Here is a 25,411-nt window from a genome sequence, read left to right as displayed (position 1 = left end):
ACACTAGCTATTTATGGAAATGATTGAGCCAACCATGTTGGTCATACTTGCTCTGGTTGCATTTGCAGCAGGCTTTATTGATGCTGTCGCAGGTGGCGGGGGGATGTTAACTGTTCCAGCTTTGCTGTCACTTGGCCTCCCCCACACATTGCATTAGGCACTAACAAGCTTGCAGCGACTTTCGCTTCATCTACAGCTGCATTCACTTACTACCGTAAGAAGCTGTTCAAACCTGAGTGTTGGATCAATGCATTCATTGCCACATTAATCGGTGCAACCATCGGCACCCTTACTGTTGATGCTATTAGCACGGAGTGGTTAGAGAAGGTATTGCCGTTAGTCATTCTTGCCGCAGCGGTCTATACCATTTTTCATAAGACACCGAATGCCAATCACAACGTGTCACCTAAGCCTTGCCCCGTACTTAAGAGAAAGCAAAAGTATCAAGGGTTCATTCTCGGATTTTATGATGGGGTTGCCGGCCCAGGAACTGGCGCGTTTTGGACGGTAAGCTCTATGGCGCTTTATCGCTTAAATATCTTACTTGCCTCTGGTCTATCCAAAGCCATGAACTTTACCAGTAACTTTACCTCTTTGGTGACCTTTGCGATTCTTGGTCATATTGATTGGGTTCTAGGTTTAACTATGGGTCTTTGTTTGATGGCCGGAGCGTTTGTTGGTGCTCATTCTGCTATTCGTTTTGGTGCTACATTTATACGACCTGTGTTTGTTACTGTAGTAAGCGTACTTGCAATTAAACTGGCATACGAAGCTTGGTTTGTTAACTTATAGGCCGTAGCCAACGGGAAGTGAAATGAATCAATTTTCAAAACTCAAAAGTGTCATTGATACCTTAATTGGCCATTGCTCTCAGGTTGATAAATCCCGAGGTGCTTATCATCAAGCCCTATTCGATAGAGCCTTATTCAAGTGCGGCGCCTCTGTTTTGCTTCCTTATGCACTTGAAACTCAGGCAACGTACCGCACCATTGTACGTGAACAAACCACAAATCAACTGACCGCGTCCAGAGCTAACTACCTGACGGAAAAGCTGACAAATCAGATTGCAGCAATCCAAAGAGAGTTAGCTAACCATGATTTACGCTTAGACCGAAAAAGTAAGTCAGGGAAAACCCTTAACGACCTATACAACGAACTCGCTCAGCACCAAGATTGGCAAAAGCGATTAATCGATTTAGTACGAGTACGAAAGTTAGCGTTTGATTCTGCGCCTCGCCACAGTAAGAAAAAGGCGGAAGAGACTTGGCAGTTAGCAAAAGAACGATTAGAACGCTGTGAAGACTCAATGAAAAATATTGAGAGACTGATTAACTTAGAGAACCCTAAGCGAAATGAACACTGATAACACACCATCACCACTGGATAACGCACCAGAAGAAGTTAAGTTAGCTGTCGACCTGATCTATCTGCTCGAAAGTAACGAAATCGATCCAAAAGTCGCGTTAGAAGCAATCAAAATTGTCCAGCAAGATTTACAAGCCAAACTAGCATCTAGCATCTAGCATCTAGCATCTAGCATCTAGCATAAAAATATACAGGATTCACATGTACCAACTTAGCTTTTCTATGCCCGAGTTTCTTGAAGACTACTGGCATAAAAAACCAACCATCTTGAAAGGTGGCTTCCAAAACTTCATCGACCCAATTTCGCCGGAAGAACTTGCTGGTTTATCGATGGAAGAAGAAGTGGATTCTCGCTTTGTCTCTAACCTCGACAATCAGTGGACTGCAGAACACGGTCCATTCTCTGAAGAAAAATTTGGCGAATTAACCGAAACTCACTGGCAGTTGATCGTTCAAGCAGCGAACCACTGGCACCAAGGCGCAAATCAGCTGACTGAGGCGTTCCAAACGTTACCAAACTGGTTATTCGACGATCTCATGATCTGCTACTCAGCACCTGAAGGCGGCGTAGGCCCACATATTGATCAATACGATGTATTCATCATTCAAGGCCAAGGTAAACGTCAATGGAAAGTGGGTGCGAAAGATGTTGGTCAATACAAAGAGACCGTTCAAGCGTCTGCTCTACGCCAAATAGAAGGCTTTGAGCCAATCATTGATGAAACCTTAGAGCCAGGTGATATCCTTTATATCCCACCAGGTTTCCCACATGAAGGGAACACATTAGAGCCGTCGATGAGCTACTCTATTGGCTACCGTTCCCCTAAAGAACAAGAGCTAATCAGCAACTTTGCCGATTTTGTGCTTGCTCATGATATGGGTGACGTTCATCTGCATGATCCTGAATTCAAAGCGCAAGAAGGCTACGGCAAGATTCGTTCATCGGATTTAAGCAATCTCACTGACATGTTGAAATCTGCACTAGAGCAACCTGAAACCATCAGTGAATTCATGGGTTGTCTGCTAAGCCAATCACGCCACCAGCTTGATATCGTCGCTCCTGAGCCATTATGGACAGAAGAAGAGATTGCTCAACACTTAGAGTCTGAGGGCGAAATCCAACGCGTATCTGGCTTAAAAGCGCTCTACCATGAAAATGAAAGCAACACGGCTTACATTAATGGTGAAGTCGTTAAAGTTGAACAGGCAGATTCATCACTACTCAACATACTTTGCGATGAGACCTTAATTACTTCAGCTACTGCTCTATCTCCTTCGGGCATAACGGTCGTGACTGAATTAGTGAACAAAGGTTACTGGTTCATCGAAGACTAACTTCGCTAATAGGTTTCGTCGGACATAATCAATCCCGAAAATCTAAGAGACTTAGAACTTGAGAAAAATAAAAAAGGACAAATGAAATCTTCATTTGTCCTTTTTTCTATTCAACAGGTAATAAGCTTGAATAACTAAACCTTGAACTGATTAACCAATTTCTGCTGCTGTTGGGATAATTGGTCTATTTCCGTGCCTACTTGTTCAGAAGCGGCAGCTTGCTCTAAGATCCTCGCACTCAAGTCGCGAATGTTAACCACGCTTTGGTTCACTTCACCGGAAACCGATTGTTGCTCTTCGGCTGCTCGAACAATCTGACTGTTCATGTCACTGATCGCTTCAATCGAAGTAAAGATCGAGCCGAGATCCTCCACTGCATTTTGAACATGTAGCGCTGTATCATTGGCGAGAATATTGCCTTCTTGTATCGCCTCAACAACATCTTGAGTACCTGCATGAACCTTATCAATAACAGCTCTGATTTCACCAACTGATGACTGCGTACGACTTGCTAGGTTTCTTACTTCATCAGCAACAACCGCAAAACCTCGACCTTGCTCACCCGCCCTTGCCGCTTCAATCGCAGCATTTAGCGCTAATAAGTTTGTCTGTTCAGAGATCCCCTCGATAACACTTAAGATCTCAGTGATGTTACCGTTATTTTTAGCCAATTCTTCAACAATAGGTACAGCGCTCGACATACGCTCCACCAGCTTTCTCATTTCACCGGCTGAAAGCTCAATAACTTGTTGCCCTTGCTGAGCTGAACGATTCGCTTCGCACGCTGCATCAACGGCCACTTCTGCATTTTGTACCACTAAGCCCGCAGTTTGGGTCATCTCTTCTGCCGCTGTTGCTACCAGATCGACTTCTTTAAATTGAGACTCACTGCTTTCTCGAGTGCTTGATGCCGATGCTTTAGCCTGGCTTGTCGTACTCGCCACTTGCTCAGTGGTATGAATGACTTCTTTGATCGTGTGTTGTAGCTTATCTAGAAACAGATTAAAGCCTTTCGCTAGCTGGCCGATTTCATCTTGAGATTTCACTTCTAAGCGCTGAGTCAAATCGCCTTCACCAGAAGCGATATCGTTCAGTCGCTCCACTACCTGACGAATCGGTTTCACAATAGACAATGAAGCAAACGCGATAATGGCTAGACCAAAAACGATAAAGACCATACCGGCAATCACTTCTGTTCTGATACCTTCACTTAGCTTGGTGCTAATGATGGAATCCAATTTGTTTGCATCAGCGACGACACTTTCTCTCGGTATCTCAAACAACACACCCCAAGTTTGATTAGCTGCAACAACAGGTGCAAACGCAAGTAACCACTCGCCATTCTCACTCCATTGCGTTGTTACTTCGCCGCCGAAGATAAAATCGGTCATTCGATCGCTATTGGTATTGTCGCTTTGGAAATTAGAACCGACTGCAATGCTAGAGTCGTCTGAAGCGATGACTGAACCATCTAGGCTAACCACATAAACTTTACCAGCACCATCAAATAAGCTCTGATCAGATTGAGTGACCACACTCGTTAAGCCATCGAGTCTTAAGTCAATCCCAAGAAAACCAATTGCAACATCATCAACTAAAATAGGAACTGAAATCGAAGATGTCAGAAGTGCTGTACCACCACTATTAACGACTCTAGGTGTGCTGATACAAGTTTGCCCAGAAGATAAAGGACAGTAAAAGCGTTCGCTATTACTGTTGTCATCCAATGTTGATTCTGAAAGTACGTTCGAAAGTACATTCTCACCATTATCTGCCACCTTCCAGTAAGGTGCGAAACGCCCTCTTTCGTTAGAACCAACATAGTCGGCATCGACATAGTTTGCGTCTTCCCCATCGAGCAAGTCAGGTTTGAAAACTAGATACGCACCTTGAATAGAGTCGAAGTTTAAAACCGAGCGACGGATCATTTCATCCAAGGCAGTACGAAGTTCTTCACTTGGTGTAAAGTTTTCATCCGCATTATTCTTTAAGAACTGAGCGCTAGCCGCAAGCATTTCTGCGCGGTAAATGGCTTCGTCAACATAACGTTGAGTTTCTTGGGCATTAAGCTGAGAAACAGACGCCAACAACTGCTGAGTTTTATTGATAACTGATTCTGAGCTTTGAGATTTGATGACTTGTTGATTGCTCGTCGCGTTGTAGATCGAGAAACCAATAAGAGACAGTGACGTAATGATTAAACAACAACCTGCTAAGAGGGTTATTTTCCACTGTACCGATAGAGAGCGCATTTAATATCCTTATTTAAGCCAAAAGACTTCCATAACCATAACTATCACACCGACAACAAATTGCTGTACACAATGTAAATGAGTTAGACGAATAGCTTAGCGAATAATTACAGCACAAATCGCTTACATATAAAACGAAAGTTTACATAAATGTTAACAAGCAATGCCTTTTACCTGTTGCTTCTGTGATTTCAAAATAATCTACTCATACAATCATTGCCAATAGGCCTATTGCTCTAACATTTTGGGTATAACCTAGCATCGATATTTCAAGGAAGCTGACTCTCCCTACATCTTTAAAACGCAGTGATTTCGGATTATTTTTTCTAATCCAAGTTATAGATTTTTATCTTGATCAACTTCACACTTTTTGATTGCTAAGTCGGCATTCAAGCTCTAATATCTCGCGCCTAGATTCCCTAATCACTTTATTCACTTGGCTCTCCTCAATGGAGCGCTTGGCTTTTTACGTCTTTAATTATTGGAGAGATACGCAAATGTCCGCCTCGTTTCCATTAGCGAAACTTACCTTTTTAATCGCTATTCTGACAGCCGTAGGTCAAATGACTCAAACGATGTACGTGCCTTCTATCGGTCATATGGCAGGTGAGTTCTTGGTTTCAGCGTCTTCACTGCAAGCGGTGATGGCGTGTTACCTGATCCCTTATGGTCTGTCGCAATTTATTTACGGCCCGCTTTCTGATCGCCTAGGTCGTAAACCTATCATCGTTGCAGGTTTGATCATCTACATCATCGGTACTTTGGTGGCATTGTTCGCTCATGAATATCAATGGTTCCTAGTGGGTAGCTTTATCCAAGGTTTAGGCATAGGTTGTGGCGGTGCAATGTCTCGTACATTGACTCGTGACTGTTTTGAAGGAGCAGAGCTGCACCGTGCAAATAGCTTAATCAGCATGTGTGTGATTTTCTCACCACTGATGGCGCCTGTTTTAGGTGGTTACCTAACAGAAGCTTTCGGTTGGCGTTCCAGCTACTTGTTCCTCGCGCTATTTGGTATCGCTGTTGTGATCACCATGATGACGAGCATGATGGAAACTCTGCCAAAAGAGCGACGCAAAAACGAATCAGTTGTAAACAGCTACAAATTCGTTCTGTCTGACAAACGCTTCCAAGGTTTCCTACTAGTACTAGTGGCAACATTCGCGGGCGTCGCAGTATTTGAAGCAGCGGCTGGTGTACTGCTTGGCGGCGTACTTGGATTACCTGCAACCACAGTAAGCTTGTTGTTTGTTTTGCCTATCCCGGGCTACTTAGTGGGTGCAGGCCTGTCTAGCTACATCGCACAACGTCGTTCAGAGCGCCGCGCACTGAATGTAGGCCTGGTGTCGATCTTAGTCGGTTCAGCCGTGGTACTGATACCGGGTCTGTTTGGTCAAACAACAGCACTAACTTTGATTGGCGGTGCAACCATTTACTTCTTGGGTGCTGGTATCTTATTCCCAGCAGCAACAACAGGGGCACTATCGCCATTCCCATACCATGCAGGTACAGGAGGCGCGATCTTAGGTGGTATGCAAAACCTAGGTGCTGGCATCGCAACACTATTGGCATCGTTCTTCCCGGCTCAAGACCAACTGCCACTCGGTTGCCTGATGATTGCTATGTCATTTATCGTGATGCTTGGTTTACGTTGGGTTAATCGCAAGCCTGACCACTCAAACGAAATGCCACTGGTTATCTAAAGTAACACTCGAATCCTACCCAAATACAGAAAAGGGGCATACTGAAAAGTGTGTCCCTTTTTTGTTGCACGTTTTCCCTCACCTCACGTCTACCTCAATTTCATTTAACATTACTTTGATTTTTTGAAAACAATAACAGACACTTACGTTGAAAGTGCATATCCAGAATCCAATTATAAATAATATCACTGGAAGAAAACCAAGATACCTAGGCTCTGATAGAAAAGGATGCTGGCATTAAAACGAGTAAGGTGCACACTAAGGATATACAGATGCGTTTCGCTTTAACCACATTAGCCGTATCGGCCGCGCTTGTCGCCGGATGCAGCAATCAAGGAATAACAACCATGAAACACTACTCTCCATCGCAACTCGTCGCTCAGCAGACACAAGCTCCTGTTGCTAAGAAAGTCCCTCATGCAATGACGATTCATGGTGATACTCGAATCGATAATTACTACTGGATGCGTGATGATGAACGCCAAGATCCAGAGATTTTGCAGCATCTTGAGCAAGAGAACCACTACGCAGAGACCGTGCTGAAGCATACCGAATCAACACAAAGACAGTTATTTGAAGAGATCAAAGGCCGAATCGCGAAGGACGACAATTCGGTACCGGTGCGTAAAGGCAGCTACTACTACTCGAATAAAGTCACAGGTGACAACGAATACCCAGTACACTTGCGAGAAAAAGACTTTTTAGGTACAGACAAGCAAGTCATCTTAGACGTTAATGAACTAGCAAAAGAACATGAATTCTTCAGTATTGGCGGCTTAACGATCAGCCCAGACGAAAACTTGTTGGCCTATGGCGAAGATACCCTGAGTCGCCGCATTTACACCATCAAGATTAAAGACCTCATGACAGGTGAATACCTAAACGACGAAATTGAAGGTGCTTCGAGTGCTATCGCGTGGCAAAACGACAACCAAGCCTTTTACTACATCAAGAAAGATCCACAAACACTGCTAGGTTACCAAGTTTACCGCCACGTTTTAGGCACACCTCAAACAAGCGATGAGTTAATCTACGAAGAAACCGACAGCGCTTACTACACCTCATTGAGTAAAAGCAAAGATGGTGAACAGGTCTATATTTGGCACTCGAGCACAGAAACCAGTGGTGTGTCAGTCATCGATGCCAACAACCCAAAGGCTAAAGCCGAAGCTTTCTACCCAAAAGAGACTGGAATTGAGTACAGCATTGCTAAATTGGGTGATTGGTATTACATCTACACCAACTACCAAGCGGTCAACTTTCGTTTAATGAAAGTCTCAGCTGAAGACATGCATGACCGCTCAAAATGGGTCGATGTCATTGCAGCAGACGATAACACTCAGCTTGTTGATTTCGAGTTGTTTGATGACCATCTTGTTTACGAGCAACGTGCGAATGGCTTGTCGACAGTCAAGGTTCGCCAACTCACAACAGGTAAAGAGTTCCCACTTGAATTTAACGACACCGCTTTCGCCGCTTACCTAACGAGTAACTATGAATTAGATAACTCAAAAGTTCGAGTCTATTACAGCAGCTTAACGACTCCAGGCACTTACTATGATTTTGACCTCAGTACAGGTGAATTCGAAATCATGAAGCAAACGCCTGTATTAGGTGATTTCGACGCGGATAACTACCAATCAGAACGAATCATGATTACGGCTCGCGATGGTAAGCAAGTACCTGTCTCTTTGGTCTATCGCAAAGATTTATTCAAGAAAAACGGCACTAACCCAATTTACCAATACGGCTATGGATCTTACGGTACTACCATTGAGCCGACCTTCAGCTCGACTCGTCTCAGCCTGCTCGATAGAGGCTTCGTTTTTGCGATTACTCACATCCGTGGTTCAGAAATGCTGGGGCGTCCTTGGTATGAAGACGGCAAAAAGCTAACCAAGCAAAACACGTTCAATGACTTTATCGATGTAACTAAGGGCCTAGTTGAAGAAGGCTACGGCGCTAAAGATAAAGTATTCGCAGTGGGCGGTTCAGCTGGTGGTCTACTAATGGGAGCGATCATCAACCAAGCGCCTAATTTGTATAAAGGTATTGGAGCACATGTTCCTTTTGTGGACGTAGTAACAACCATGCTTGACGAGTCGATCCCTCTTACGACTAACGAATACGACGAATGGGGCAACCCTAACAATAAAGCCTACTACGATTACATGCTGAGTTACTCACCGTACGACAACATCAAGGTACAAAACTACCCGAACATGTTGGTGACAACAGGCCTACATGATTCACAAGTACAATACTTTGAACCAATGAAGTGGGTGGCGAAACTGCGTGAAATGAAAACAGATAACAATGTACTGGTGTTCAAAACCGACATGGAAGCTGGTCACGGTGGTGCATCTGGGAGATTTAAACGACTAAAAGAAGACGCACTCGAATACGCCTTCTTTTTAGATTTACTCAAGACTCAATAGATTCAACGTAAGTCGTCACGTCGTTTTATGTCGCCATTTTGTCTCTACAAATGGCGACATACATTATTAAGCATGGTTAAATACGATTAACTATCAAACTCACCAAATCAAATAATCTTTGCTGCACTATAGGCAAAGGTTTACGAGAGGTATAAAAATAAATGAAAGTAATTAGCTTCAACATCAACGGCCTAAGAGCCCGCCTTCACCAACTGCAAGCTATTATCGACAAACACCAACCGGACGTAATTGGTCTGCAAGAGATAAAAGTACACGATGAAGCCTTCCCTATTGCTGATGTTGAGGCGATGGGCTATAAGGTTTACTTTCACGGCCAAAAAGCACACTACGGTGTGGCTATGCTGTGTAAGCAAGAGCCAATCTCTGTTCAGAAAGGTTTTCCAACCGACAATGAAGACCATCAAAAACGTATGATCATGGCAACGTTTGAAGATGAAAACGGTGAAAAGGTTACAGTACTAAATGGTTACTTCCCTCAAGGGGATAACATCAAACATGAAACCAAATACCCTTACAAGCGTGAGTTCTACAAAGACTTGATGACTTACCTAAACGATTACCACAATAAAGATGAACAAGTGATCGTAATGGGCGATATCAATATCAGCCCTATTGATGCTGACATCGGCATTGGTGAACCTAATGCGAAACGTTGGCTGAAAACCGGTAAGTGTTCTTTCCAACCAGAAGAGCGCGAATGGTTGAAAACATTGATGGATTGGGGTTTTGTGGATAGCTTCCGTTTACTGCACCCTGAAGTAAACGATCAATACTCTTGGTTTGATTACCGCTCAAAAGGTTTCGTGGACAACCGTGGCCTTCGTATTGACGTGGTATTAGCAACTCAAAAGCTTGCTGATAAGTGTACTGAAGCAGGCATCGACTACGAACTACGTGGTATCGAAAAACCATCAGACCACGCTCCGATTTGGTCGACGTTTAAATAGTCATTTTTAGGTAACAAAACTTAGCCAGATCAAGTAGCAAGCAAATAGTACTCACAACGCTGATCAGAAGCTAATAACGAAAGAGAGGAGATAATATCTCCTCTCTTTTTATTCGTGACTCTATCTGTCATATACCTAGTTAAGCGGCCAAATGGTCGTGCCGTCAACGTCTAACGGCGTCTTAGCAAACTCATCTAAACAATATCCTTGATTAGACGATGCAAAATATGTCAAAGGCATGTTACTTAGACTAAGAGCTGTGACTTGTTGCTTCGCTTTATCACTGAAACTGAATCCCCACATATCTAAGTATTGCGTCATATTCCGTTCTGCAACGTAACTCAATGCGATAAGCAACCAATCATTGTTTGTAATATCTACCGCTTCTTGTCTCGTATAATCTGAAAAACCAATCGAGCCTTTTCGATCGTTCCAAAGTTCATCACCGCCTTTCAAGCGATTAAACTCTCTCTCAATCAAGTGCAAGCGCCCTAATAAATGCCAACCCGAATTCAATACACCCTGCTGCTCTGCAAGCATCATCATTTGAATGTAGATACGAGCTCCCCAACTCCAACCAGTTTGATTTTGAGCCGCCATAAAAGCACTTGGATCAGGTTGAGTCCGACTCTGCTGTAAAAGCTGATACTGCCCTTTAAAATCTAAGCCTTGGCAAGACGATACTTTTCCTGTGTCTTTATAATATTTTGATTTACTAAAATACGAATAGTAGTTCGTTGTAGAGTGCCCATCCCAACCGCTAAACCTAAATCGACCACGCTCTAAGCCATGCCCTAACTCGTGAAGATCACCATGCCCTAATGGATGAAACGACCAGTAGGCATCATACGGGTTTCCTGAACAACCATAGCCACAGTTAGCTTGGTCTGCGTTCATATGCTTTAAAATATCAATGGTCGCAATTTCCCAACCTTTTGCCTCTCCGTATTGATGTATTTCAGCAATTTCATCAATACCCGGCCCTTTAAAGCCTGCAAGTGCATGAGGAAAGTTATGTACATAACGCTCTGTGGCGAGAGCCATATCATGAGGCTGAACCCAGTCAGCAGCACTGATAGATTCCTTCATTTTGTCCAACTTAGAATGAACCTCAAACCCCGGAGTAATGAGCTCAGCCCAATCAAACTTTCCTTCTTCAAGCTGTGCAACAAAGCTTTCGTTGTCTGCTTCACTGCGCCAGACAGGATGCTGCGCGACATTCTCAAAACGCAGCTCCACATCAATATCATTAGTATCAAAATGAACCTGTAACGTCCCACCATAAGCAGACGTGAGATAAATCGTCTCTCCCGGGTTCACAGGATAGGCTACCGAGGTTAAAAACTTTGGTCTAGCATAGCCATCATCGCCCGAAAACTCGTGAGTAGCTCCACTACGTAGCGTATTAAATGCTATCGATGTAGCTACTTCATTGCTGTCCAAACGAGTCACTTTGATCGTCTTACCAGGCAAAGCATACACGCCTGCCGCACGGAAACTTCTCTTAGACTCTAGGGTTATATTTTGGCTTACTAGAGAGGCATCCTCAAAAGTCTTGGTGCTAAAATTACCTAAGTTTGGTTGTGCCGCATTATACAAACGGCTGTTGTATGCGGCGTAATCACTATAGTAAGAACGAAGAAACTCGATTCTCTCCGTTACACCTTTACCCATCGGGTACTGAACATCATGGCGATAACGATCCGCAAGTAACAGTAACAACTTTTCATATTCGTAATCATCGGTTGCAAACAGGTCTATTTTTTTACTATCAAGAGTCGTTAGGTGTGAACGAATACTGTTCGCCGCAGTATAGAACTCTTCATCCATATTGGAATCGTCAGGGCAAGATTTGTCCTCACACAAATTCAGGTCAACGGTGAAACTGTTGTCTTTCAATCGCTGTAAAAGCGCTTGTTGCTGGACAATATTACCCGGTATTTGATCAATCAGTTGTGTAGAATCCCAGTTCGACAAACCTAGCTTGCGCCAATAGTTATCGCCAACGTACGTCATGTGCATTTCTGCAAATAGTGCGTTACCTAAGTCCGTCATACCGCCATCATGATGTAGGTATAACACTGGAATATTTTTACTGAACGCCAAGCGTAAACCTGAAATCACATCTTCAATGTCATCGCCATCATTTAACTTTTGAGACAAAACTAGCAAGTCAGGGTTATTGGCTTCAAGACATTGGCTTAATTTACTGCCATCACAAGTATTGTCAGCGTTGATAACCATAGAAGCGTTAACATTGTCGGTTAACCAGTTTCGTGTCGCTTGGTCATCAGGAAAGTAATGAGATTGATCAAGCTGAGCTAACACAACATTTTGTGGCGAGTCAGTACTAGAAGCCCACCGAACCAAGTTCTTCAACCAAGTATCCATCTCTTCGTTGACAGAACTTGGAAAGCGCTGCTTAGTTCGAAACGGGTTGCTTGCTAATGCGGCATAGCGGCTGTCGTCTGATGTATAACCCGCAATACCAATGACAAGCTCTTGGTCGGCATAGCCATCTTGCATCGCTTTATTGGTTTTCAAGATGATATCGTTAAAACCATAGGTAGGTAAGATAATTGCCGTATCATGTGTTGGATCCCAATGAAGACTACGTAGAGGTTCCCCTTCAGCGTTTAGGGATAAAGCTTGCTTAATATGATTGTAGGCCGAGTTGTATTGAGCGACTAACGCTTGACTTGCATCAATGAACTCTTTGGAATCAGTCACATAAGAAGCGTCACCTGTGGACAACGCCTTTTGAACAGCAGTTTGTGGAACTGGAGTGATACCAGGCTCACCACTTCCGTCGCCTTCGTTTCCTTCTCCACCAGAACCACCAGAACCACCAGAACCACCAGAACCAGTTTGAGCACTTTCACCGCTACCACCACCACCGCATCCTAAAAGTGATAACGCAATAACACAAACAACCAAGCTCAATAGTAAGTTACTCTTTTTCATCATTATTCCATACAACAACAAAATTTTTTCGAGTCTATCTACCACCATACCTAAAGCAATTAATCTCATGAATATGTTAGTTTAATTTGAAGCAAGGTAACTATTTCGATAGAAGGTAAGTAATTGAAAGCTTCAAGGATTCAAAAGCTCACAATACTTGTTTGGTGCCATTAAAAACGGCGCTATAGAAGCGCCGTTTTATTCACTATGATTTATAGAGGATGCTATTAGCTAAGAGGTCTAAGGTAAGCAAGGAAACGTTTCTCCGCGAATTTAAAAATCGCGATGATGATAAACGTTAGCGCCATGTAGAACAGGCCTGCCGTTAGGAAAGACTCGAATGGAGCGTAGTAACGTGAGTTAACCAAACGAGCTGCACCAGTTAGATCCATAATAGTTACGATACCTGCTACCGCAGAGCCGTGAAGCATGAAGATGACTTCATTACTGTAAGCTGGTAGTGCGCGACGTAAAGCACTTGGTAAAATGATACGACGGTAAGTCTTCGGTGTACTCATGCCATACGCTTTTGCTGCTTCAACTTCACCTTTCGGTAACCCGTTAATCGCACCGCGAATGATCTCTGCTGTGTATGCTGATGTGTTAAGAATGAATGCCACCAGAGCACAGAACCAAGCGTTTTCCCATAGTGTGTCTTTCACTGGGAAGAATTGATCCATACCGTAATAAATCAGGTACAACTGCACCAATAACGGCGTACCACGGAAGAAATAGATGAACGACCAAGCCGGAGCGTTAATCATCATATTTGGACTGTTACGAGCGATAGCTAATGGTATGGCGACGAATAAGCCAATAATCAAAGCGACGCAAACCATCCAAGCTGTTGTCCATAAACCACCAAGGTAAATCGGCAGGCTTTCAATTATCAATGAAAAGTCCATAACTACCTCGCGTGGATACTGAATTTACGTTCAACCAGCTTAAGTAAGCCTGTCGAAACACTGGTGAAGAATAAGAAGATAAGTGCCACCGTCATATAGAAGGTAAATGGCATTTTGGTTGAACCTGCCGCCAATGCGCTAACACGGACCATGTCTTCTAGGCCGATAATCGAAACCAATGCGGTAGTCTTAAGTAGAACTAACCAGTTGTTACCAAAGCCTGGCAATGCGTGACGAATCATTTGCGGTAATAAAATACGACGGAACGCTAAAACAGGTCCCATGCCATAGGCCTTTGCCGCTTCCATTTCACCGCTATCAACTGCCATGATCGCACCACGGAAGGTTTCAGCCATGTAAGCGCCAAAGATAAAGCCAATGGTTAAGACACCAGCAATAAATGGGCTGACATCAATATAATCAGGTAAGTAAGAGGTCCATTCGTGATTAGGATCACTGGATGAGAACCACTCATTGAGCCACTCATTGATGGAATACAAACTGTTGTTTAAAAGGATTTGTCCACCAAAGAAAATCAGCATCATCAAGACAAGATCAGGAATGCCTCGAATAACAGTTGTATAGAGGGTTGCAATAGCACGAGCCCAGCGATAAGGCGCTAGTTTTGCTAAGGCACCTAGCATACCAAGAACCATAGCTAAAATTAGCGACAGCAAGGCAACTTCGATTGTAAGCACCGCCCCTTTCAGGATCGAAGCTTCATATCCTTGTAAATCAAACATAATGAATTCCAACAGAACTGCGAAAAAGTTGGTAAGACAGGGAGAGGAGAACCTCTCCCTTAAGAAGTGACGCTAGAGATTACTGGCCGTATACGTCGTAGTTAAAGTACTTAGCAGCGATATCTTGGTAGATGCCTTTTTCACGTAGTGAAAGGATTGCAGCATCCAATTGCTTAGTCAGATCTTTATCTTGCTTACGTAGAGCAATACCAAAACCTTCACCGAACCACTTAGGATCTGTTAGTGATGGACCAACAAACTCGTAAGCTTCACCACCAGCTTTGTTTAGTACGCCTTCTTCTAGAGCAGATGCATCACCCAGTACAGCAGCAACACGACCGTTAGCTAGATCAAGGTAAGCTTCATCAAATGAACCGTAACGAACGATCTCTACTGTGTCGCCGTAGTTATCTGTTAGGTACTTGTCGTGAGTTGTTGCTCGTTGAACGGCAATTTTTTGACCACTTAGATCATCAAAATTAAGGCCTGCACCTTTTTTAGCGATGAACTTGTTCGGGATAAGTGCGTATTTACCAGTGAAGTCGATCTTTTTCTTACGCTCTTCCGTGATAGACATTGCCGCGATGATCGCATCATATTTACGAGCAAGTAGAGAAGGAATAATGCCATCCCAGTCTTGTGCAACGATCTTACACTTCACCTGCATTTCAGTACAAAGTGCGTTAGCCATATCGACATCGAAGCCTTTCAGTGAACCGTCAGCTTCTGTCCAGCTAAATGGAGGGTAAGCACCTTCAATACCGAAACGTACTGTTTTCCATTCTTTTGCTTGAGCTACGCCCGTTGCAGCAGTTGCAGCAAGTGCCGCGACTAATAACCACTTTTTCATATCCCTACTCCTGTGATTTAGGTTTTTATGTTTTGCTAGTTTTAATATTGTGTTTGTTGTTACTTATTAACTTACTTGTTGTGTTTTATTGTTAACACCGTCACTGTTTACCTTGGCGACGGTATTTCAATTCTGATTAGTAAATCGATGAGATAAATTGCTGTAATCGCTCAGATTCAGGTTCCGTAAACAGTTTAGCTGGATCACCCTGTTCTTCCACTAGACCTTGATGCAAGAACATCACATGGTTAGATACATCACGAGCAAAAGCCATTTCGTGAGTTACCACAAGCATGGTTCTTCCCTCTTCTGCTAGATCGCGCATTACACCAAGCACTTCGCCTACTAACTCAGGGTCTAATGCCGATGTCGGTTCATCAAACAGCATCACTTCAGGATCAACCGCTAGCGCTCGCGCAATCGCAGCACGCTGTTGTTGGCCGCCAGACAAATGACCCGGGTAGTAATCTTTACGCTCATACAGACCTACTTTCTTCAATAGTAGCTCTGCATTTTCAATCGCTTGTGCTTTAGGTACACCTAAGACGTGAACAGGCGCTTCGATAACATTTTCGAGAACGGTCAGGTGAGACCACAGATTGAAACCCTGAAAAACCATCGCCAGACGAGAACGGATTCGCTGTACTTGTTTTTCATTGGCAGGCACAGAAACACCCTGGCGGTTGTTTTTCATTTGAATTAATTCACCATTAACCCAAATCTCGCCTGCGGTAGGTGTCTCTAACAAGTTGATACATCTAAGGAAAGTACTTTTACCCGACCCTGAAGATCCGATAATCGATACTACATCGCCTTTATGCGCAGAAAGTGAAATTCCCTTTAAAACTTCATTTTGACCAAACGTTTTGTGTAGATCCTTTATGTCCAGCGCTGGTACATCTTTCATGCGCTTTCTCTCCCAAGTTTGTGAAAATGCAAGGTACTCCGACCTTTTCATGCGATACAAACTAGCACCACACGGAATAACATGCAACAAATTATTAACCTAATAATTTGGAATAAATAGCGATTCACTCTGACTTATTATGCAAAAGGTAGCGTTTTCACCTCAATTTAATGAATGAGTTCTATCAATAAGCTGTAATTAGCCCCCTTACATTGTTTAAATAAAGTTAATCAAAATGAGATTCTCGTAGCTTGATGTCTCACAAGAAAAACAGGTTTTGTGAACTTAGAAACATTGCAACCGGCAAAACATAGCGCGCACATTCAACACATCACCTCTCTATAAATCACAATTATTTTGAGGTTACTGCATTTTAAGCATTTTAGTCAGAATACAGAGCAAGTGAGTAATAGTGAGATAACTCAGTAAACAAGGAGCATTCAGTTGATGCCAGAGCGGTAAAGGCTCAAAGAAGATAAGAAAACGACAGTTTGTGAAAACTAATTACACGATTCATCAATGGGAAGTTAATGAATCGCTGCGTTTTGTAGCTTTCTTTCACATACACTCATAAAGTGATCAAGATCAATCACCCTAAAGGGTAAGCTTGTTAGACTTCTCAGCAAAGAATAAGGCATTAAAAATGCCAAACATTTCTTTTAACTTAGCTGCATAAAGCACATCAAGACCGTGCAACATAATGTTAATGAGTTATAACTAAGAAATAACGCAATTACGCGAACTTATAGAATTCAATTTTAGAATTACTAACATAAAAATATGAGGAATCTATGTCAGACGTTGTGAACAATGCGAACTCTGAAGTAGAAGAGAAAAGCTATAAAGAGCTACACCGCCCTGCTTCTGAGTTTGAGAGCCGCTCAGATTATCTAGATCATGAGCTTCAGATCATGAAGCCTCGCCGCTTCGGTTTAAACCTTCCTGGTCGTGACTTCCGCTTTGAACTTGAAGACCTTGTTCCTGCACTTGCTGGTACCATTGGTATCATCGCGATGTACTCAGCAGTAATGATGTCTTGGGCTGATGGCCTAACTCAAGCTTGGGATCACGTAAACCTTGGTAAAGAGTTTGCGATTGAAGTCGCTCGTGTAGAAATGCTTATCCCTGCACTGCTGTTCTGTATCCTTGCTTCTGGTTTCTTTAACCCTAAAGCAAACCTTGCCGGTAACCACGGCCCAATGATTCCTCTTATTGGTACCATCGCTCTAGCTGGTGCTCACCCTCTTGCATTGGCAATCCTTATCGGTGTCTTCGGTCTAATCCTAAGTTTCCTAAAAGGCGGCTCCAAGCTGGTTAACCTGACTTCGGAAGGTACCGCTGGTGGCTTGCTTATCTTCTTAGGCCTAACGGGTACCATGAGCCAAATCAACTCGATTCAAACATGGGCGGTTGGTCTTCAATCTTCTACTGTTGAAGCGGGCAGCATGGGTTACGTTGGTTTAATCGTTCTTGCTATTACTATAGCTATCTACGCTTTCCTAGCAAAAGTGAACAAGCGTTGGTTAGCTATCCCAGTTTGTGCATTCACAGGCCTTGCTATTGCATTGGCGTTAGGTGCTGGTTTCGATATCGTGTTCGAAACTGAAATGGGTATTCCGAACCTAAACCCAGTTTACTGGTGGGGTTCTACTTCTGAAGGTTGGATGCTTGGCTTGCCAAACGTTGAACACTTCATCGCTTCTCTACCATTCGCAATTCTTGCAGTAGCAATGTGGTCACCTGACTTCTTAGGTCACCGTATCTTCCAAGAACTGAACTACCCTAAAAAGTCTGAAAAAGTACTTATGGACGTAGATGACACAATGACTATGTGTTCAGTTCGTCAAATGGTGGGTACTGCAGTAGGTGGTGGTAACATCACTTCTTCTTGGGGTACTTACATGATCCCAGCAGCAATCGCGAAACGTCCAATTCCTGGCGGCGCAATTTTGCTTGGTTCTCTATGTATTATTGTTGCGATTCTTGGTTTCCCAATGGACGTTGCGGTATGGCCACCAGTGATGCGTGTTGCGCTACTTGTAGGTGTATCTCTTCCTCTACTTGAAGCGGGTATGCAAATGGTTAAGGATTCAAAAGATTCTCAAGCAGCTGGTATCTGTATCTTCGGTTCAGCGGTTGTTAACCCAGTATTAGCATGGGCACTCACTATGCTTCTTGATAACAACGGTCTAATTGGTGATAAAGAACGTGCGAAGCGTCTATCATTTGTAGACAAGATTGTTATCCCAGTTGGCGTTTTAGTTATCTGTCTAGTAGCAATGCTTGCAGTTGGTATGCTAGAAAGTCAATATGGCCTAAAAGCTTGGCTATAATGGTTCTTACTACACAAAAGTAGTATTGGGATTAAAAAAAGTTTGGGTGGCAACCCCTGTCACTCAAATTTTTTCAACTTTTTTGGCATTTATTGATTTAGTTTAAGGTTTGCAGGAATTTTTTAGCGTAGTCTTGAATACATAGAGTAAAGACAACATATAAAATGTAGTGACAATATATATAACCATATGAATCTAATATGCTCATATATATTGTTATTAATAAGAGTGTACTACCCTTTCGAGGGGCGCTGGCTCAACAGTGTTAATGTACGTATTTTTTCTACTAAAAAGGTAGGTATGTCATGGCAGAGCAATTTGCTAAAGCTTGGGAAGATTTTGCTGCAGGTGAGTGGCAAAGCGAAGTAAACGTTCGTGATTTCATTCAAAAGAACTACACGCCGTATGAAGGCGACGAGTCTTTCCTAGTTTCTGAGGGTACTGAAGCAACTAACAAGCTTTGGTCTTCGGTAATGGAAGGTATCAAACAGGAAAACGCAACTAAAGCACCTGTAGATTTCGATACTTCTGTTATCTCTACCATTACTGCTCACGATGCAGGTTACATTGAGAAAGATCTTGAGACTATCGTTGGTCTACAAACTGAGAAACCACTAAAACGTGCAATCATCCCTAACGGTGGTGTACGTATGGTTGAAGGTTCTTGTAAAGCATACGGTGAAACTCTTGACCCAATGGTTTCAAAAATCTACTCAGAATACCGCAAAACACACAATGCTGGCGTTTTCGATATCTACACTCCTGATATCCTAAAATGTCGTAAGTCTGGTGTTCTGACTGGTCTTCCTGATGCTTACGGCCGTGGTCGTATCATTGGTGACTACCGTCGTGTTGCACTTTACGGTATTGATTTCCTAATGAAAGACAAAGCTGCTCAATTCGCTTCTCTACAAGAGCGTTTCGAGAATGGCGAAGATCTTGCTGCAACAATGCAATTGCGTGAAGAGATCTCTGAGCAACACCGTGCTCTAGGTCAAATCAAGCAAATGGCTGAGAAATACGGTTTCGATATCTCTGAGCCAGCTCAAACTGCTCAAGAAGCTATCCAGTGGACTTACTTTGGCTACCTAGCTGCTGTTAAATCTCAAAACGGTGCTGCAATGTCTCTAGGTCGTACTTCGACTTTCCTAGACATCTACATCGAGCGTGATATCGCTGCTGGCAAAATCACTGAAGAACAAGCACAAGAAATGATCGACCACTTCGTAATGAAGCTGCGTATGGTTCGTTTCCTACGTACTCCTGAGTACGATGAGCTATTCTCTGGCGACCCAATCTGGGCAACAGAATCTATGGGTGGTATGGGTATCGACGGTCGTACGCTAGTAACGCGTTCGAACTTCCGTTTCCTAAACTCTCTATACACTATGGGTCCTTCTCCAGAGCCAAACATCACTGTTCTTTGGTCTGAGCAATTACCTGACGGCTTCAAGCGTTTCTGTGCGAAGGTATCTATCGATACTTCTTCTATCCAGTACGAAAATGATGACCTAATGCGTCCTGACCTTGCGTCTGATGATTACGCTATCGCTTGTTGTGTATCTCCAATGATCGTTGGTAAGCAAATGCAGTTCTTCGGTGCTCGTGCTAACCTTGCGAAAACAATGCTTTACGCAATCAACGGTGGTGTGGACGAAAAACTTAAGATGCAAGTTGGTCCTAAAGAAGCTCCAATGACTGACGCTGTTCTTGATTACGACAAAGTAATGGATCGTCTAGATCACTTCATGGATTGGCTAGCTAAGCAATACGTGACTGCACTAAACAGCATTCACTACATGCACGACAAATACAGCTACGAAGCGTCTCTAATGGCTCTTCATGACCGTGACGTTCGTCGTACTATGGCTTGTGGTATTGCTGGTCTATCTGTTGCTGCTGACTCACTGTCTGCAATCAAATTCGCGACTGTTAAACCAATCCGCGACGAAGATGGCATCGCAACTGACTTCGAAATCGAAGGCGATTACCCTAAATACGGTAACAACGACTCTCGTGTAGATGATATTGCTTGTGAACTAGTTTCTACGTTCATGAACAAAATCCGTAAGCTTAAGACTTACCGTGATTCAATCCCTACACAGTCAGTTCTTACTATCACGTCTAACGTGGTTTACGGTAAGAAAACAGGTAACACTCCAGACGGTCGTCGTGCTGGCGCTCCTTTCGCTCCTGGTGCTAACCCAATGCACGGTCGTGATGAGAAAGGTGCTGTAGCTTCACTAACGTCTGTAGGTAAACTACCGTTTGCTGACGCACAAGATGGTATCTCTTACACGTTCTCTATCGTGCCAAACGCACTAGGTAAAGAACAAGACAGCCAACGTGCTAACCTTGCAGGCCTAATGGATGGTTACTTCCACCACGAAGCTGGCATTGAAGGTGGTCAACACCTTAACGTTAACGTTCTTAACCGTGAAACTCTTGAAGACGCAGTTAAGCACCCTGAGAAATACCCTCAGCTAACAATCCGTGTATCTGGTTACGCTGTTCGCTTTAACTCTCTAACTGCAGAGCAACAAGCTGACGTAATCGCACGTACATTTACTGAGTCTCTATAAGCTCACGCTCAATAGACAGTAAATAATATTAGCCTCGCCAATGTGCGGGGCTTTTTTATATCTGCGGTAAATCGCACTGAACTCACCCATCCCGCGAAATGTTAGGTTGAGCAAAAAAGCACCCTATCATTCACTTTTTTTCCACAAAATCACTCAAATTACGGTAATATCGCGGTTCATAATTTAAGAGTAACTGCTCCATGAAATACCTGCGTTGTTTACCCCTGATTCTCCTCTCCTTTTCATCTTTGGCATCTGATCGTTCTACAGTCACTTTTGCTTTAGATAACGATGGTATTTTTGGTGTCGACCAAGACTATACCAACGGCTTATTTCTGGGTTACACATCATCAAGTATTACGCCATATAATTGGGTAAAACCATTGAGTCTTTCCTACTGGGGCGCAAGCTCTCTAGACAAATGGGAAATCACCATTGGCCACAAAATGTATACCCCTTCTGACATAGAGTTAGAAACGCCATCAGCCAATGACCGCCCATATGCCGGTTACCTTCACACTGAATTCAACTACATCAGCTTGAATCCACAACAAGCCCAGCGCTTTAACATAACGTTTGGTACGACTGGTGAGCGTGCACTTTCAGAAGACGCTCAGAAGCTAGTTCACTCGATCACTAAATCGGATGAACCTATGGGTTGGGAATACCAAGTTGATGATGAGTGGGCGGGGAGCGTTGGTTATTTAAGCCATTTCAACCTAATGCGTAATCAAGCTTTAGCGAATACTGACTACGAAATCTCTAACGTTTCTGAAATCAACGTCGGTAACTTTAGAAGTGATATCTCGACTGGTTTTATGTTCCGCTGGGGTACGGACTTGGGTGGTAACTTTGGTGCAGCTAACATCACCACAGAAAACCCATTCAAACCTGGTATGATCGGCGCATCAAACACAGGTTGGTTTACCTATGCAGGCCTTGAAGGTCGCTACCGATTCAACGACCTGACTATCGAAGGCGATCGCTCAGGTGTTGATGAGTACGCTAATAAAAACAACGAAGACCCAGCTATCTACGATGTGACTTTAGAGAACATTCAAGCGACTGCTGTGCTTGGTGTCGCTTGGTATAACCAATACGTTGGTGCCTCTTTCGCATTAACAGCAAAAACACCGGATTACAAAGAAGCAAAAGAGTCAGTGTACACCACTGGCGGTATCACAATGTTTGCTTTCTTCTAGCCACCAGTAAGGGCTGTCGCCCTTTACTTTTCAAGTTTAATAAAGGCAATCATCTTCACAGGTGATTGCCTTTATTTTTAAAGGTCTCGTTACCATTTGACCCTATTTTATGTACCGTTTTTGTAATAAAATAAACGGTATAAATTCCTCTACGAGAATAGCTCATGTCTACAACTGGTCGCATTCACTCATTCGAATCTTGTGGTACTGTCGATGGCCCTGGTATCCGCTTTATTGTGTTTCTTCAAGGCTGCTTAATGCGTTGTATGTACTGTCATAACCGTGATACATGGGATCTTCATGACGGAAAGGAAGTAACGGTCGAAGAGATCATCAACGAAGCAAAATCATACCGTCATTTCATGAAAGCATCAGGAGGTGGTATCACCTGTTCTGGTGGTGAAGCGATGCTACAACCTGAGTTTGTTCGTGATTTTTTCCGCGCAGCTCAAGCCGAAGGCATTCACACTTGTCTTGATACTAATGGCTACATTCGTAAGCACACTGAAGTGGTTGATGAAGTACTAGAAGCCTCTGATCTAGTGATGCTTGATCTTAAGCACATGCGAGATGAGATTCACCACGATTTCATTGGTGTATCAAACAGACGTACTCTGGATTTTGCACGCTACCTACACAAAATCGGTAAGAAGACGTGGATTCGTTATGTAATTGTCCCTGGTTACACGGATACGGCTGAAGATGCTCATCTGCTAGGTGAATTCATCAAAGACATGGATAACATCGAGAAAGTAGAACTGCTTCCATACCATAAGCTTGGTGCACATAAGTGGGAAGCGCTTGGTTTTGACTACCCTCTTGAAGGTACAAACCCACCGAGCAAAGAGAAAATGGACGAGATTGTTGCTGTTCTAAGCCAGTACCATTCAAACGTAAAATACTAATCTAGACTTACGTTCATAGTGATTTCAAACGCCTCAATTTCGATTGGGGCGTTTTCTTTTATGGCCCAAACAATCCTTTCACTTTTCTTTACAACTTTTGTTTATCAATTCAAAAAATCATATTAAATCCGTGTTGAGATCATGTTTCCACTCGTAGAAATGCTGTTACTCTTACTGCAACAAAGAATACAACATTTAGTTTTTTAGTGAGGCTCCTCCCATGGAAATGACCAATGCTCAGCGTCTAATTCTATCAAATCAATACTACCTAATGTCTCAAATGGATCCTGAGAACTCAGCTAAATACCAACGTCTACAAACGATTGTAGAACGAGGTTACGAACTCCAAATGCGTGAGCTTAACAAAGAGTTTGGTTGTTTGACTGAAGCAGAGTGTCGCGAAATTATCGACATCATGGAGATGTACCATGCTATGCAAGAGTCGAACAAAATGCTTGCAGAGCAAGAGCGTGCTGAAGTAGACCAACGTCGTCTGCAGTTCTTAGGTTTTGATATCGCTTCTGAAGCACAGGTCGTACATTACGTACGCTTCCTTGTTGATTCTGAAGGTCTTTACCCTCAATTCGACAAAGCAGATCACCACTTCAATAGCCAAATGCCAATGCTAGAGAAATACCGCCGCATGCTAACAACATGGCGCAATTGCCCTCGTCAGTACCACCTATGTGCGACAGAGCTATCTCAAATCTTTAGTGCTTAATGCATGAAAAGATAAGCCTTAGCTTGGCTTAAAAAATGTCAAAAAGGGTTACTCATCACGAGTAACCCTTTTTAATATCTGCATATAAAGAAAGAAAACAAGCAACTAGAAACACAAGTGATTCCATCAGTTAATCGAGTATTTGACGCCGCATGTAGAGGGTCAACTTTGAGAAGTGGGCTTGTTTGTACCTAAGGGCACGTCATGATGTTATCTACGCCTAGAGCTAGTGAGTGATCACCAACAAAAACCGGGAATGATGAAGCGATATGGATATGAAGTGTGCTTTACGTACAGAAAATTGAAATAAAACATGACGATAAGATATTAAACATTGAACCGTTTCCCATTAATTTCTCTGATATCGTCCATTGACCAACAAACGTAAATCAATGATCTATAACCCATTAGATCATTCATCTTTATTAATTTCACTTTGGAGCTTTTAATACAAATTAAAAATCGCCACACCCATTTTGAACGGTGTTTTTTATTTAAAAGAAATCGCTAGAATGCTCACCGAAAATTATTAACCAGAGCGATAAAAATGAGAAAATTCATCCTTGCATCACTAGCTATTCTGTCGACTTCATCTTTCGCAGCTAACGACATGTACGTACTTGGGGGCGTTGGTATTAACCGAGATGACGGAGGTCTACAATTCACTGCTGGCTCACAAATTCTTGATACCCATTTTCATCTTGAATCAACAATGAATTACATAGATTCCGACAGCAAAATGGTTACGTCGGATGTACACGGTGACCTAACTAAGTACAAAGACAATTTCAAACACTTCAAAATGTCTTTAGCTCCAATGTATAAATATAGCTTCGATGAGTCTTTTGCTATCTACGGAAAAGTTGGTCTTGCTTACTCAAACGTAAATGTTAAATCAACAATTACTAACAAAGATTGGTCTGTGAATAATAAACATTCAAATAGCGAATGGGGCGCAACTTACGGCATCGGTGCTGAGTTTAAGTCTATACAACCAATGTTTGGTAACTCGAAGTTTATGGCTCGTGTTGGTTTCGATTTCTACGACTTCAACTCCGGTAGCATAAGCCTAATCAATGAGGAGACTTTTGGCCTACAAGCCGGTTTCACTTTCTAAGGCATTAAGTAGAAAAGTTTTACAGTCGTTGAACAGATCATCGTAATTACGATTTTTGGTGTCTTGACATTAACCGCTCTGTACTTCGCATAAATAAAAGGGCTACTCATCACGAGTAACC

General features: G+C 43.0%; 18 protein-coding genes and 1 pseudogene. 13 read left to right on the top strand and 6 right to left on the bottom strand.

The window, feature by feature from the left end:
* Positions 1 to 13: 13 nt before the first annotated feature.
* The 4 genes and pseudogenes from AB8613_RS14180 (at position 14) to AB8613_RS14165 (ending at position 2,700) form a co-directional block, all read left to right on the top strand.
* Positions 14 to 792, top strand: a pseudogene (locus tag AB8613_RS14180) (sulfite exporter TauE/SafE family protein).
* Positions 793 to 814: 22 nt separating this feature from the next.
* Positions 815 to 1,363: a primosomal replication protein gene (locus AB8613_RS14175; RefSeq protein ID WP_060982339.1), complete on the top strand. Its 549-nt coding sequence runs from the start codon at positions 815 to 817 to the stop codon at positions 1,361 to 1,363.
* A complete protein-coding gene (rsmS, locus tag AB8613_RS14170; RefSeq protein ID WP_017055021.1) occupies positions 1,353 to 1,523 on the top strand; it encodes a pleiotropic regulatory protein RsmS in 171 nt (56 codons plus the stop codon). The genes AB8613_RS14175 and rsmS overlap by 11 nt, the downstream gene beginning before the upstream one ends.
* A 43-nt stretch (positions 1,524 to 1,566) precedes the next feature.
* Positions 1,567 to 2,700, top strand: a complete 1,134-nt coding sequence (locus AB8613_RS14165; protein ID WP_372383982.1) for a JmjC domain-containing protein — start codon at positions 1,567 to 1,569, stop codon at positions 2,698 to 2,700.
* A gap of 134 nt (positions 2,701 to 2,834) precedes the next feature.
* Here AB8613_RS14165 and AB8613_RS14160 read toward each other — a convergent pair whose 3' ends face one another.
* Positions 2,835 to 4,952: a methyl-accepting chemotaxis protein gene (locus AB8613_RS14160; protein WP_327783665.1), complete on the bottom strand. Its 2,118-nt coding sequence runs from the start codon at positions 4,950 to 4,952 to the stop codon at positions 2,835 to 2,837.
* A gap of 497 nt (positions 4,953 to 5,449) precedes the next feature.
* Between AB8613_RS14160 and emrD the strand changes: the two genes are divergently transcribed.
* The 3 genes from emrD to xthA all read left to right on the top strand — a co-directional run bounded on the left by emrD (position 5,450) and on the right by xthA (position 10,061).
* Positions 5,450 to 6,655: a multidrug efflux MFS transporter EmrD gene (emrD, locus tag AB8613_RS14155; RefSeq protein WP_372383981.1), complete on the top strand. Its 1,206-nt coding sequence runs from the start codon at positions 5,450 to 5,452 to the stop codon at positions 6,653 to 6,655.
* Between the two features lie 347 nt (positions 6,656 to 7,002).
* Positions 7,003 to 9,093 carry a S9 family peptidase gene (locus AB8613_RS14150; RefSeq protein ID WP_372384825.1) on the top strand — a complete coding sequence of 697 codons (2,091 nt, stop codon included), beginning with the start codon at positions 7,003 to 7,005 and terminating at the stop codon, positions 9,091 to 9,093.
* Between the two features lie 161 nt (positions 9,094 to 9,254).
* A complete protein-coding gene (gene xthA / locus AB8613_RS14145) occupies positions 9,255 to 10,061 on the top strand; it encodes an exodeoxyribonuclease III (protein ID WP_048607429.1) in 807 nt (268 codons plus the stop codon).
* A 135-nt stretch (positions 10,062 to 10,196) separates the two neighbouring features.
* Here xthA and AB8613_RS14140 read toward each other — a convergent pair whose 3' ends face one another.
* The 5 genes from AB8613_RS14140 to AB8613_RS14120 form a co-directional block, all read right to left on the bottom strand.
* The gene (locus AB8613_RS14140; RefSeq protein ID WP_372383980.1) at positions 10,197 to 13,025 is read right to left on the bottom strand and encodes an ImpA family metalloprotease; all 2,829 of its coding nucleotides are present in this window, start codon (positions 13,023 to 13,025) and stop codon (positions 10,197 to 10,199) included.
* A 227-nt stretch (positions 13,026 to 13,252) separates the two neighbouring features.
* A complete protein-coding gene (locus AB8613_RS14135; protein WP_060982332.1) occupies positions 13,253 to 13,930 on the bottom strand; it encodes an ABC transporter permease in 678 nt (225 codons plus the stop codon).
* A 2-nt stretch (positions 13,931 to 13,932) separates the two neighbouring features.
* The gene (locus tag AB8613_RS14130) at positions 13,933 to 14,673 is read right to left on the bottom strand and encodes an ABC transporter permease (protein ID WP_146492202.1); all 741 of its coding nucleotides are present in this window, start codon (positions 14,671 to 14,673) and stop codon (positions 13,933 to 13,935) included.
* A 79-nt stretch (positions 14,674 to 14,752) separates the two neighbouring features.
* The gene (locus AB8613_RS14125; RefSeq protein WP_048659693.1) at positions 14,753 to 15,523 is read right to left on the bottom strand and encodes an ABC transporter substrate-binding protein; all 771 of its coding nucleotides are present in this window, start codon (positions 15,521 to 15,523) and stop codon (positions 14,753 to 14,755) included.
* 136 nt (positions 15,524 to 15,659) lie between these two features.
* Entirely contained in the window at positions 15,660 to 16,430 is a 771-nt protein-coding gene (locus tag AB8613_RS14120; protein WP_004736532.1) for an ABC transporter ATP-binding protein, read from the bottom strand.
* A gap of 791 nt (positions 16,431 to 17,221) precedes the next feature.
* Between AB8613_RS14120 and AB8613_RS14115 the strand changes: the two genes are divergently transcribed.
* The 6 genes from AB8613_RS14115 to AB8613_RS14090 all read left to right on the top strand — a co-directional run bounded on the left by AB8613_RS14115 (position 17,222) and on the right by AB8613_RS14090 (position 25,290).
* Positions 17,222 to 18,763: a DUF3360 family protein gene (locus tag AB8613_RS14115; protein ID WP_048664665.1), complete on the top strand. Its 1,542-nt coding sequence runs from the start codon at positions 17,222 to 17,224 to the stop codon at positions 18,761 to 18,763.
* A gap of 305 nt (positions 18,764 to 19,068) precedes the next feature.
* Entirely contained in the window at positions 19,069 to 21,345 is a 2,277-nt protein-coding gene (pflB, locus tag AB8613_RS14110; protein ID WP_146492203.1) for a formate C-acetyltransferase, read from the top strand.
* A 200-nt stretch (positions 21,346 to 21,545) separates the two neighbouring features.
* Positions 21,546 to 22,547, top strand: coding sequence for a lipid A deacylase LpxR family protein (locus tag AB8613_RS14105; RefSeq protein ID WP_146492204.1), 1,002 nt, complete (start codon positions 21,546 to 21,548; stop codon positions 22,545 to 22,547).
* 164 nt (positions 22,548 to 22,711) lie between these two features.
* Positions 22,712 to 23,452 (top strand): pyruvate formate lyase 1-activating protein, encoded by a 741-nt coding sequence (gene pflA, locus AB8613_RS14100; protein ID WP_060982328.1) that lies wholly within the window; start codon positions 22,712 to 22,714, stop codon positions 23,450 to 23,452.
* Between the two features lie 220 nt (positions 23,453 to 23,672).
* Positions 23,673 to 24,173, top strand: coding sequence for a YfbU family protein (locus tag AB8613_RS14095; RefSeq protein ID WP_146492206.1), 501 nt, complete (start codon positions 23,673 to 23,675; stop codon positions 24,171 to 24,173).
* 547 nt (positions 24,174 to 24,720) lie between these two features.
* Positions 24,721 to 25,290, top strand: a complete 570-nt coding sequence (locus AB8613_RS14090) for an outer membrane beta-barrel protein (RefSeq protein ID WP_372383979.1) — start codon at positions 24,721 to 24,723, stop codon at positions 25,288 to 25,290.
* The last annotated feature ends 121 nt before the right edge of the window (positions 25,291 to 25,411 follow it).

Origin of the sequence: Vibrio sp. BS-M-Sm-2 (assembly GCF_041504345.1) — a bacterium.
GTDB lineage: Bacteria > Pseudomonadota > Gammaproteobacteria > Enterobacterales > Vibrionaceae > Vibrio > Vibrio satsumensis.
The sequence above is the reverse complement of the archived record's forward strand: the minus strand, read 5'-3'. Positions and strand labels throughout refer to the sequence as shown.

Excerpts from the sequence above, each read along its gene's own strand:
- AB8613_RS14175 (WP_060982339.1), top strand. The coding sequence starts at position 815 with ATGAATCAATTTTCAAAACTCAAAAGTGTCATTGATACCTTAATTGGC.
- rsmS (WP_017055021.1), top strand. The coding sequence starts at position 1,353 with ATGAACACTGATAACACACCATCACCACTGGATAACGCACCAGAAGAA.
- AB8613_RS14165 (WP_372383982.1), top strand. The coding sequence starts at position 1,567 with ATGTACCAACTTAGCTTTTCTATGCCCGAGTTTCTTGAAGACTACTGG.
- AB8613_RS14160 (WP_327783665.1), bottom strand. The coding sequence starts at position 4,952 with ATGCGCTCTCTATCGGTACAGTGGAAAATAACCCTCTTAGCAGGTTGT.
- emrD (WP_372383981.1), top strand. The coding sequence starts at position 5,450 with ATGTCCGCCTCGTTTCCATTAGCGAAACTTACCTTTTTAATCGCTATT.
- AB8613_RS14150 (WP_372384825.1), top strand. The coding sequence starts at position 7,003 with ATGAAACACTACTCTCCATCGCAACTCGTCGCTCAGCAGACACAAGCT.
- xthA (WP_048607429.1), top strand. The coding sequence starts at position 9,255 with ATGAAAGTAATTAGCTTCAACATCAACGGCCTAAGAGCCCGCCTTCAC.
- AB8613_RS14140 (WP_372383980.1), bottom strand. The coding sequence starts at position 13,025 with ATGAAAAAGAGTAACTTACTATTGAGCTTGGTTGTTTGTGTTATTGCG.
- AB8613_RS14135 (WP_060982332.1), bottom strand. The coding sequence starts at position 13,930 with ATGGACTTTTCATTGATAATTGAAAGCCTGCCGATTTACCTTGGTGGT.
- AB8613_RS14130 (WP_146492202.1), bottom strand. The coding sequence starts at position 14,673 with ATGTTTGATTTACAAGGATATGAAGCTTCGATCCTGAAAGGGGCGGTG.
- AB8613_RS14125 (WP_048659693.1), bottom strand. The coding sequence starts at position 15,523 with ATGAAAAAGTGGTTATTAGTCGCGGCACTTGCTGCAACTGCTGCAACG.
- AB8613_RS14120 (WP_004736532.1), bottom strand. The coding sequence starts at position 16,430 with ATGAAAGATGTACCAGCGCTGGACATAAAGGATCTACACAAAACGTTT.
- AB8613_RS14115 (WP_048664665.1), top strand. The coding sequence starts at position 17,222 with ATGTCAGACGTTGTGAACAATGCGAACTCTGAAGTAGAAGAGAAAAGC.
- pflB (WP_146492203.1), top strand. The coding sequence starts at position 19,069 with ATGGCAGAGCAATTTGCTAAAGCTTGGGAAGATTTTGCTGCAGGTGAG.
- AB8613_RS14105 (WP_146492204.1), top strand. The coding sequence starts at position 21,546 with ATGAAATACCTGCGTTGTTTACCCCTGATTCTCCTCTCCTTTTCATCT.
- pflA (WP_060982328.1), top strand. The coding sequence starts at position 22,712 with ATGTCTACAACTGGTCGCATTCACTCATTCGAATCTTGTGGTACTGTC.
- AB8613_RS14095 (WP_146492206.1), top strand. The coding sequence starts at position 23,673 with ATGGAAATGACCAATGCTCAGCGTCTAATTCTATCAAATCAATACTAC.
- AB8613_RS14090 (WP_372383979.1), top strand. The coding sequence starts at position 24,721 with ATGAGAAAATTCATCCTTGCATCACTAGCTATTCTGTCGACTTCATCT.